Annotated in this window: 9 protein-coding genes; 7 read left to right on the top strand and 2 right to left on the bottom strand. The window is 61.4% G+C overall.

The genetic code is table 11. From position 1 onward, the window contains the following. From QZL63_RS03785 to QZL63_RS03755, 7 genes are all read left to right on the top strand, one after another. Positions 1-2,893, top strand: a 2,893-nt coding sequence (locus tag QZL63_RS03785; RefSeq protein ID WP_290585911.1) for a SusC/RagA family TonB-linked outer membrane protein, incomplete at its 5' end; no start/stop codon positions are given. Positions 2,894-2,915: 22 nt separating this feature from the next. After that, positions 2,916-4,505 carry a RagB/SusD family nutrient uptake outer membrane protein gene (locus tag QZL63_RS03780; RefSeq protein ID WP_022307999.1) on the top strand — a complete coding sequence of 530 codons (1,590 nt, stop codon included), beginning with the start codon at positions 2,916-2,918 and terminating at the stop codon, positions 4,503-4,505. 41 nt (positions 4,506-4,546) lie between these two features. Then, a complete protein-coding gene (locus QZL63_RS03775; protein ID WP_022307998.1) occupies positions 4,547-4,918 on the top strand; it encodes a hypothetical protein in 372 nt (123 codons plus the stop codon). Further along, on the top strand, positions 4,915-5,532 hold the full coding sequence (locus QZL63_RS03770; RefSeq protein WP_022307997.1) for a hypothetical protein: 618 nt from the start codon (positions 4,915-4,917) through the stop codon (positions 5,530-5,532). The genes QZL63_RS03775 and QZL63_RS03770 overlap by 4 nt, the downstream gene beginning before the upstream one ends. A gap of 270 nt (positions 5,533-5,802) precedes the next feature. After that, on the top strand, positions 5,803-6,999 hold the full coding sequence (locus QZL63_RS03765) for an FprA family A-type flavoprotein (protein WP_022307996.1): 1,197 nt from the start codon (positions 5,803-5,805) through the stop codon (positions 6,997-6,999). Between the two features lie 19 nt (positions 7,000-7,018). Further along, positions 7,019-8,332 carry a UDP-glucose dehydrogenase family protein gene (locus QZL63_RS03760; RefSeq protein ID WP_290585914.1) on the top strand — a complete coding sequence of 438 codons (1,314 nt, stop codon included), beginning with the start codon at positions 7,019-7,021 and terminating at the stop codon, positions 8,330-8,332. A gap of 215 nt (positions 8,333-8,547) precedes the next feature. Then, positions 8,548-9,732 carry a multidrug effflux MFS transporter gene (locus QZL63_RS03755; RefSeq protein WP_022307994.1) on the top strand — a complete coding sequence of 395 codons (1,185 nt, stop codon included), beginning with the start codon at positions 8,548-8,550 and terminating at the stop codon, positions 9,730-9,732. A gap of 60 nt (positions 9,733-9,792) precedes the next feature. Here the strand turns inward: QZL63_RS03755 and QZL63_RS03750 are convergent, their stop codons facing one another. Next, positions 9,793-10,353 (bottom strand): hypothetical protein, encoded by a 561-nt coding sequence (locus tag QZL63_RS03750; protein ID WP_022307993.1) that lies wholly within the window; start codon positions 10,351-10,353, stop codon positions 9,793-9,795. Positions 10,354-10,466: 113 nt separating this feature from the next. Next, complete coding sequence (locus QZL63_RS03745; RefSeq protein WP_022307992.1) at positions 10,467-10,916, bottom strand: YhcH/YjgK/YiaL family protein; 450 nt, start codon at positions 10,914-10,916, stop codon at positions 10,467-10,469. Between the last annotated feature and the right edge of the window lie 26 nt (positions 10,917-10,942).

Raw genomic sequence — 10,942 nt, 5'->3', positions numbered from 1 at the left:
GCAGAAGGTTGCCGTCGGCGGCAAGACGTCGCTCACGATCCATCTGGGCGAGGACACGCAGGACATCGACGATGTGATCGTGGTGGCCTACGGTACGGCCAAGAAGGAGTCCTTCACCGGATCGGCCGCCGTCATCAAGTCTGAAAACCTCGAGAAACGTGTCGTTGCCAACGTATCGAAGGCCCTTGAGGGCCAGGTGACCGGCGTGCAGACCACCTCCGGAACCGGACAGCCCGGCTCGGACGCCACGATCGCCATCCGCGGTTTCGGTTCGCTCAACGCCAGTTCCTCGCCGCTCTATGTCGTGGACGGTATCGCCTACTCGGGTACGATCAGCTCGATCAACCCCGAGGACATCGAGTCGATCACCGTGCTCAAGGACGCCTCGGCCGGCGCCCTCTATGGAGCCCGCGGTGCCAACGGTGTCATCGTGATCAATACCAAGCGCGGCCGTGACGGCGACACCGAGGTGTCGTTCAAGGCAACGCTCGGCGTTTCGTCGCGTGCCATTCCCAACTACGATCTGGTTAATCAGCGCGAGTTCATCGAGCTCACCTGGCAGTCGCTCTACAACTCGGCCTATTTCACTTCGGGTTACAGCGACGCAGCCGCCCGCACCTACGCATCGTCGCGTCTGTCGGGTACGCTGGGTGCCGGATACAACCCCTTCAAGAACTACTCGTGGGCAGAACTCGTAGATCCCGCCACGGGCAAAGTGCGTGCCGATGCCAAGTCGGCCTACAACGAGAGTTGGATCGACGAAGTCACCGACAACGCGGCTTTCCGTCAGGAGTACCAGGCTTCGGTATCGGGCGGTAACAGCATCCACCGCGGAAGCATGTCGCTGAGCTACCTCGACGAGAACGGTGTGCTGAAGACCACCAACTTCCAGCGCTACACCGGCCGCGTCAGCTACGACACGACGCCCCGCCACTGGTTCGCCGGCGGCATGAACGCCAACTTCTCGCACTCGAAGAGCAACTCGAACCGCTACACCGGATCGGCCAACTCGAACGTCTTCTACTCGGCCCAGCTGATGGCCCCGATCTACCCGGTCTACATGCGTGATGCCGAGACGGGCGCCCTGCTGCTCGACGAAAACGGCAAGAAGCAGTTCGACTACGGTTCGGCCCGTCCGCAGGACTCCAACACAAACTGCATCGCCGGCTTCTACGACGACCCGACGTCGAACACCACCGAGAGCCTCTCGGCCCGCACCTATCTCACCTTCGGCAGCGACGACGACAAGGCCGGCTGGCTCAAGGGCCTCAAGGCCACGCTCAACTTCGGTGTCGATTACCGCACGTCGAACAACATGTCGTATTACAATCCGTACTTCGGCAACCAGGCATCGAACGGCGGTCTGATCGAGAAGAACAACTACCGCTACATGTCCTACACGTTCAACCAGCTGGTTACCTACAACCGGACGTTCAACGAGAAGCACGAGATCAGCGCCCTGCTCGGCCACGAGTACTACGATTACGAGCAGAACTACCTGACCGGTTCGCGTTCGGGTCTGGTGAGCGGCATCTACGAAGTTGTCGGCGCCTCGATCAACGACACCCGTTCGCAGACCGACCGCCACACCATCGAATCCTACTTCGCCCGTCTGAACTACGGTTTCGACAACAAGTACTACATCGACGGCAGCTGGCGTACCGACGGTTCGTCGCGCTTCGCCCCCGATCACCGCTGGGGACACTTCTGGTCGGTCGGCGCTTCGTGGCGCATCTCGCAGGAGGAGTTCATGCGCGACATCCACTGGATCAACAACCTGACGCTGAAGGCCTCCTATGGTGTACAAGGTAATGAAAATATCGACACCTATTACGGCTGGCAGGGCTATTACAGCATCACCTCGACGGGTACCGACTACGGCTTCTCGATCGCACAGCTCGAGAATCCCGAACTGACGTGGGAGAAGAACGGCAACTTCAACGTAGGTATCGAGGCCACGCTCTTCGGCAACCGCCTCAACGCCACGATCGAGTACTACAACCGCAAGACGACGGACATGATCATGGAGCGCCCGATGGCCTTCTCGACCGGTTTCGAGTCGTACCTCGACAACATCGGCGAGATGCGCAATACGGGTTGGGAGATCTCGCTCAACGGCGTGCTGGTGAACCGCCCCGACTTCCGCTGGGACGTGACCGTCATGGCATCGACGCAGAACAACAAGGTGCTCAAGCTGACGCCCGAGGCCAAGGAGATCATCGGCGGCTCGACGATCATCCGCGAGGGCCTGCCCGTCAATACGTTCTACCTGCCCAAGTTCGCAGGTGTGGATCCGGCAACCGGAGCCGCGCTCTACTGGGCCTACGACACGGATGACAAGGGCAACATCACCAACGAGTACATCACCTCCGACACGGGCAAGGCCACGAGCAGCCGCTACCTGATGGGCAGCCGCATCCCCGACCTGTTCGGAAGCATCGGCACGAACCTCCAGTGGAAAGGCATCGACTTCTCGATCCTGACGACCTACTCGATCGGCGGCAAGGTGCTCGACTACATCTACGCAGGCGCCATGAACCCGTTCTACTACGGCCAGACCTACCACTCGCACCTGACGCGCGCATGGCAGAAACCGGGCGACATCACGGACGTTCCGCGCGTGGAGGTCGGCACGAGCAGCATCACCTCGGACCGCTTCCTGGTGGATGCCTCGTACTTCGCCATCAAGAACATCACGATCGGCTATACGATCCCGCAGAAGGCAGCCAGCTACATCGGCATGAAGCACGTGCGTGTCTACTGCTCGATGGACAACCTCGCGCTCTTCACACACCTGAAGGGTATGAACCCGACCTACTCGCTGACCGGAAGCACGTCGTACGTCTACACGCCGTCGCGCAGCTTCGTCGCAGGTCTGGACATCAAGTTCTAACTTATAAACGGAGATTCTGTATATGAAAAAGATATTAATGTTGGGCGTCATCGCCTCCCTCTCGTTCTCCTGCGCGAAGGACGCACTCGAAACATTTCCCTCGAACGCGGTGAAGCCCGACGTCGTCTATGGAGACGTCGAAAACGCCACGTCGGCACTGACCGGAGCCCTTTCGGGTCTGGGTGCCTGGGCCTGGACCAACGGCGTGAGCTCGGGCGTGGGCTTCGGCATCACGTCGAGCTACCTCACGGCCGATGCGCTCGGTGAGGACTACATCCTCTCGGGAGCAGGCAGCGGCTGGATGTGGCAGACCTTCTCCTACAACGTGAAGAACTGGTACGACGACTCGCGTCTGCAGTGCTACACGGAGTGGAACTGCTACTATACGACCATCAACTCGTGCAACAGCCTGATCGCTTCGGCCGAACTGCTCTCTGCAACAAACGAGGGCAAGTTCGTCCTCGGACAGGCCTACACGCTGCGTGCGTTCTGCTACCACATGCTGGCCCAGTTCTACGCCCGCGCCTACTACTACTATCCGGAAGACCTCTGTGTTCCGGTCTACACCGAGCCTACGACCTCGGCCACGAAGGGCGCACCCCGCTCGACGAACAAGCAGGTCTACGAAGAGGTCATCTACCCCGACCTGACGACGGGTATCGGCCTGCTCGACGAAGCCAACAAGGCCGGCGTCACGCGATCGAACAAGACCCAGGTGGACTACTACGTGGCCAACGGCATCAAGGCCCGCGTGGCTCTGGCCATGCACAAATGGGAGGATGCCTATATGGCAGCCGAGGAGGCGCTGAAGGGTCCGAACCAGCCGCTCGACATCTCCCAGCTCAAGTCGGGAATGAACGACATCACGGCCCTGTCGAACGTCATGTGGGGTGAGATCAAGACTCCGGACAACTACAGTATGTACGCCTCCTACCAGTCGCAGATGGATGCCGACCACGACGGTTATGCCCAGAAAGCCCGCCGTTGCTGCACATCGTGGTTGTGGAACCGCATGGGCGCAGAGGACGGACGCCGTGCATGGTGGCTCGGTAACTTCGACAACTCGCAGTATCAGGCTACGGGACAGGCGATCAAGTATTGCCAGGTGAAGTTCAAGTTCCAGGGCAACACGTGGCTGGGTGACTACATCTACATGCGTGCCGAGGAGATGCTGCTGACCGCTGCCGAGGCCTACTGCCACGCCGGCAACGACCCCGAGGCCAAGAACTACCTGACCAAACTGATGGCCCTGCGCGACCCCTCATACAAGTGTGAGCTGTCGGGCAAAACGTATGACGAAGGAGGTCTGACGCTCGGAAGCGCCGGTGCCAAGCAGGCCCCGCAGTCGCTGCTGGAGGAGATCCTCGTACAGCGCCGTATCGAGCTGTGGGGCGAGTTCGGCCGCATCTTCGACATCAAGCGTCTGGGCCAGGGCTTCAAGCGCGTCGAGACCGATGCTGCGGACAACCCCGATTTCGACCCGGCTTCGCTGCTGAACAACCACGACACGCAATCGCCCGGTTCCTACGCATGGGTGCTGATGCTGCCGCAGGTGGAGATCGACGGCAACCCGAACGCCGTACAGAACCCCATCGGTGACACGGCCAACTAATCGTCAGAAACGGACTACCAAACAATACAAGTACAAAAACCATGAAAAATATCATCAGAACACTTTTGGCAGCGAGCCTGGCGCTGACGGCGATCGGATGCGACCAGGACCAGATCGCCACGAAGTTCGACCCCTCGGCCGAAGCCGCCAACACGGCCTACTTCGTCCAGAAAGCCATCTTGCAGGAGTTCGATGCCTCGTCAACGGGTGATCAGACGATTGAGGTGGCCATCTACCGCCAGAATGCACAGGGCGACTTCACGGTGGAGCTTACGCCCACGATTCCGGAAGACGCTGCCGAATTCTTCGACATCCCGAAAACGGCCGAATTCAAGAACGGCCAGTACTCCGTAATGATTCCCATCACGGTATACAATGTGGAGAACCGGCCAAAGGAGCGACCTACTCGGTGAAGATCGCCGTTGCAAACGGCGGCAGCCTGGAGGATTCGAACCTCGCCATCAAGTCGAAATACGCCGAAACGACCGTATCGACGGCCCTGGCCCTGCAGTGGGAGCCGCTCTACATCCTCTCCGATCCGACGAAGCTGCTCTCGACCGACCTGACCGAAGCCGACTACGTGAAGGGAGCCGACGGCAAGCCCATCGCACAGACCGCCGACTACTCCTACAACGGCTATTGGGTCGGAGACGACAACAGTGTCGTCATCGAGCGTGCGGCCGGTACGACCGTATTCCGCATGACCAACTGGGGCGAGGGAACCTACAACGTGATCTTCACGATCAATCCCGACAAGAAGGTCACCATCGAGGGCAAGGAGTACAATGTCGTGACCGTCTCGCCGCAGCAGGTTGCTGATAACGCAAACTATGGAGCGGTTTATGTTTCCGACCTGCCGTCGTATCAAAATGGCCTCACATATGAAGACTTCCCCTGCTACTGGGACGGAGAGCGCGGATTCCACTTCGAATTCCACTATTACTGCGGCCAGGGCAGTTTCAACAACCCCAATGAACACATCGCTGAAACCATGACCCTGCACGACGGCTCGGCCAGCATGGAATAATCCGAACGTCAGAAAAACGAAGGTCCGGCCCTGAGGTCGGTCCACAAGGATTCCGGAACGGCGCCTCTGCATGAGGCGCCGCTCCTTTTTGCCGCCAAACAGACGCATGAGCCACCGAAGCAATCTGCGGCTCCGCCCAAACAGCCACAACCGATGTCGGTCCCCAAAGGTTGTCTCCGGACCGACCGACGGGCCGGATCGCTGCGGAAAATGGGCGCGGTCTGCATTTTTTTTCGTAATTTCGCCCCGGAAACCAAAACGATTCACGATATGGCTATTACTGAAATCCGGCCCGGCATCCACTATGTCGGCGTCAATGACCGCACGACGACCCGTTTCGAAGGCCTCTGGCCCCTCCCGATCGGCGTTTCGTACAACTCCTACCTGGTAGTCGGCGAGCAGGTCGCCCTGATCGACACCGTCGAGGAGTCGTTCGGCAGCCGCCTGTTCGAGAACATCCGCGAGGTGATCGGCGACCGCAAGATCGACTACCTCGTCGTAAACCATATGGAACCCGACCACTCGTCATCGATCGCAGCCCTGCGCCTGCGCTACCCGGACCTGAAGATCGTCGGAAACGCCAAGACGCTCCAGATGATCGGCGGATACTACGGCATCGATGCCGGTACGCTCGAGGTCAAGGAGGGCGACACGCTCGACCTGGGGGCCGGAAAGCTCCTCACGTTCCACCTGATTCCGATGGTCCACTGGCCCGAGACGATGGTCACGTGGTATGCCGCCGAAGGGGTAATCTTCTCGGGCGACGCCTTCGGCACGTTCGGGGCGCTCGACGGGGGCATCACCGACTCGGAGGTCGAGGTGGACCGCTACTGGGACGAGATGCGGCGCTACTACGCCTGCATCGTCGGCAAATACGGGGCCCCGGTACAGAAGGCCCTGCAGAAGGTCGGAGGGCTTGAGATCCGCACGATCTGCCCGACGCACGGCCCCGTATGGCAGGAGCGTATCGGCGAGGTGGTAGCACTCTACGACCGGATGAGCCGCTACGAAGGGGAGCCGGGCGCCGTGATCGCCTACGGCTCGATGTACGGCAACACGGAGCAGATGGCCGAGCGCATCGCGCGCGAGCTGGCCGAGCAGGGTATCCGGCAGATCCGGGTCTACAACCTCTCGTATGCCGATCCGTCGGTGGTGCTGCGCGATGTCTTCCGCTACGACACGCTCATCGTCGGCAGCCCGACCTACAACGGCGAGCTCTTCCCGCCCGTCGAGCAGCTGCTGCGCCGCATCGAGGCACGCTGCATCCCGCAGCGGCGCTTCGCCTATTTCGGTTCGTTCACCTGGGCGGGAGCCGCCGTGCGCCGCATGAAGGAGTTCACCGAGCGCGTGAAATGGGAGCCGGTATGCCCGCCCGTGGAGATGAAACAGGGCTACTCGACAGCCAACGGCGAGCCTTGCCGCCAGCTGGCCGAGGCCGTAGCCGCCGCCATGAACGGCAACGTCTGACAAACCGCCGGCAGCCATGATGAAGATCGCAATCGTCGGAACGGGCTACGTGGGGCTGGTATCGGGTGCCTGCTTTGCGGAGATGGGACTCGACATCACGTGCGTGGATACGGACCGGGCGAAGATCGAGGCGCTGAACGCAGGCCGGATTCCGATATACGAACCGGGGCTGGAGGAGCTCGTGCGGCGGAATTTCGACGCCGGACGGCTGCACTTCACCACCGACCTGGCCGCCTGCCTGGACCGCGTGGAGGTGGTCTTCACGGCCGTCGGAACCCCGCCCGGCGAGGATGGGGCGGCCGATCTGCGCCATGTCGAGGAGGTAGCCCGCACGTTCGGCCGCCACATCAGCCGCTACACGCTGCTCGTAACGAAGAGCACGGTGCCCGTAGGTACGGCGCGCCGGGTGCGCGAGATCGTCTCCGGAGAGCTCCGCAGCCGCGGGGCCGACATCCCGTTCGACGTGGCCGCCAACCCCGAATTCCTCAAGGAGGGCTCGGCCATCAAGGACTTCATGTCGCCCGACCGCGTGGTGGTCGGGACCGACAGCGAACGGGCCCGCCAGCTCATGGCCCGGCTCTACCGCCCCTTCCTGATCAACAACTTCCGGGTGATGTTCATGGACATCGCATCGGCCGAGATGACCAAATACGCCGCCAACGCCATGCTGGCCACCCGCATCTCCTTCATGAACGACATTGCCAACCTCTGCGACCTGGTGGGCGCCGACGTCGAGATGGTCCGCAAGGGGATCGGCTCGGACGTCCGCATCGGCAACAAGTTCCTCTACCCCGGGTGCGGATACGGGGGCTCGTGCTTCCCGAAGGACGTACAGGCCCTGGCCCACACGGGCCGCGAACACGGTTACACGATGCAGGTCATCGAGGCTGTCGAGCGGGTGAACGAGGCGCAGAAGGTGGTGCCCGTGCGGAAACTCGCCGAGCTGCTGGGCGACCTGCGCGGCCGCCGCATCGCCATCTGGGGATTGGCCTTCAAGCCCGAGACCGACGACATGCGCAAGGCAACGTCGCTGGTGGTCATCGGCCGTCTGCTCGAGGCCGGAGCCGAGGTCACGGTCTACGACCCCGCAGCGATGGAGGAGTGCCGCCGCATGCTGCCCGGCCAGGGAGTGACCTGCGCCCGCACGATGTACGAGGCGGCCGAAGGGGCCGATGCCGTGGTGCTCCTGACCGAATGGAAGGAGTTCCGCATGCCCGACTGGCCGCGCCTGCGCCAGACGATGCGCGGAGACGCAATCATCGACGGGCGCAACATCTTCGACAAGCAGGAGGTGCTGGCGGCCGGGTTCCGCTACCGGGGCATCGGCAAGTAAACGGTCGCAGAAGGCAGAGTCGAAAGACGCGGAACTTCGCACGAAAAACAGGGCGACAAGGGTCGCAGGCCCTGCAAAGATTCATCCCGAAGTCGGTGACTTCGGGATTTTTCGGCTATTCAACAGCCGAAAATGAACGATCTGCTGTCGCAAATGACCAATCAAAGGCGGAAAATCCGGAGTACATTTGCAACGTTCAAAAACGGATAAGACACATGCAACACGACAATTCGCGACTCTTTCTGCTGATCCTGCTGGGCATGCTCACGGCCTTCGGCCCCTTCGTCACGGACATGTACCTGCCGACGCTCCCTTCGATGGCGGGATTCTTCGCCACTTCGTCGTCGATGGTCCAGATGGGACTGACGACCAGCATGATCGGACTGGCCGTCGGACAGCTCTTCTTCGGCCCGTTGAGCGACAAATACGGCCGCCGCAGGCCGCTGCTCGCAGCCATGGCGCTCTTCCTGGTATCGACCGTACTCTGCATCGCGGCGCACAGCATCGAACAGTTCGTCACCATGCGGTTCATCCAGGGGGTGGCCGCATCGGGCGGCATCGTCATCTCGCGTTCGGTAGCCACCGACAAGTTCTCGGGGGCCGAACTGGGGCGCATGCTGGCCGTGATCGGCGCAATCAACGGCGTGGCACCCGTCACGGCCCCGATCATCGGCGGAGCCCTGACCGACCGAATCGGGTGGCAGGGCATCTTCTGCATCCTGCTGATCCTGGGCCTCGTCCTGCTTGCCGGAAGCTGGCGCTACCGCGAGACCCTCCCCGCCGAACGCCGCAGCTCCGTGGCCTGGCACGACATTCTCCACGGCTTTGGCAGCGTGCTCCGCAACCGCCGGTTCGTAGGCTACGTGCTCCAGTTCGGCTTCGCACAAGGCGTGCTGTTCGCCTACATCGCCTCCTCGCCCTTCATCACGCAGGAGCACTACGGATTCTCGGCCTTCGGCTTCAGCCTCTGCTTCGCCGCCAATGCCGTGGCGATCGGGGTGGCGGCAGCGGCAGCGGTGCGCTTCCGCCGTCCGGAACAGGGCACGCTGACCGGATGCATCGGCATGATCGTCTTCGCCATAGCCGAAGCCGCCGCACTGGCCTCGGGCTGCAGTTTCTGGATCTACGAAGCGCTGCTTTTCGCCCTGCTTTTCTGCATGGGGCTGACCTTCACCACCTCCACCACACTGGCCATGGACTGCACACGCGAACACGCCGGCACGGCCTCGGCACTGCTCGGCGCCTTGGGATTCGCCTTCGGCGGCATCGTCTCGCCGCTGGTCGGCCTGGGTGACACGCTCCTCTCGACGGGAACGGTCTTCGTCGTCTGCGCCCTCTGTTCGTGGGGCAGCATCCGTTTCATCCTGCGCCGTCCCCAACGCTCGGCCGTTGCGGCCTGACAACCCGCACTCCGCCTCCGGGGACAAAAAACTCGGGATCTTGTTTGGATCCCGAGTTTTTCACTCTGCCGAGCCTTCTCCGGGGCGAACCGGGTCTTCCGAAGTTCTGCGATGCGGCGCAGCCGGAAGTGTTTCCAACTTTTTCCAGGCCGCAAACTGAGTCTCAGTAAAGATCTTGCGGAACTTTTTCTCCTGCGTCTGGCGCCATGCCTCACGCTCCTTCGCGGCATCCTTTGCTCCGGCAAACTGCGGATGTCCGCCACGTTCGATTCCATCGGGAGCTCCGGGATGTCCGACCATCCTGCCGGGACCGACCGGGCCCATGCCGGGTTCCATACCCGGGCCGCCGCCCATACCTCGAGGAGCGCCGAACCTTCCGGTCTGTGGCATCTGCGCCTTGAAATGTGCATAAAAAAGTTTGTAGACCTTACGGGTTTGTTTGTCATTGAGTCCGAGAGCCTGTTGCAGCCGCTGCGACTCGCGCATCGCCAAGGCGGAGGGATCACCCGGGCCGACCGCCTCAAGTTCCAGGCCGGAAGCAACGGGTCGCTCAGGCAGCTGTGCACAAAGCGGCAGGGCGAGGTTCCCCAAGACAAAACAGAGGATGAAGAATCGTTTCATCGATTTGAGATTTTGGTTGGAAACGAAACGCAGGACTGGCGGAATTATTGTCCTGAAGAAACCGAAAAAAGCCGGGAAAATCCCGGCTTTCAGAGACCTTGCGGAGGCCCGGATCAGCGGCGCACCTTGACGATGATCTTGCGGATGTGGCCCTCGCCCACCATCGGGGCATGCCCGTCCTCGGGCAGAAGCATCGTAAACTGCCCCGGACGCACCGTATAGTAGGTCTGAGGCTCGTCGTCGAAGAGCTGGATGTCGTTTCCGGCATCGAACTCGGCAAGGGGCTTACGCAGGTTCCGGCGCTCGCTCCACCCGAACGACTCCTCGCGTCCGGAGATGAGCACCTGGATGTCGATGTACTCGTTGTGGACCTCCAGCTTGGCATCCGGCTTGCGCTTCAGATCGACATCCATCACGTTCACGTAGATGTCGCGGCCGTCGAGTTCGTGGATGCCCGGCTCGACAGCCGTCCAGTCGGTCGAGCCGATCAGCTCGAACGCCCGCGCAAGACGCGGATGAAGCGAACAGTAGAGTCCGCTGTTCTTCAGAGAATCGAAAATCATGGTTTTTTGAACTGTTTTCTGTTTTG

This window comes from Alistipes sp. CAG:268 (assembly GCA_000434235.1).
In the GTDB taxonomy this organism is placed as follows: domain Bacteria; phylum Bacteroidota; class Bacteroidia; order Bacteroidales; family Rikenellaceae; genus Alistipes; species Alistipes avistercoris.
Note: the sequence above shows the minus strand (reverse complement) of the source record. Positions and strands in the feature narration are given on the sequence as shown.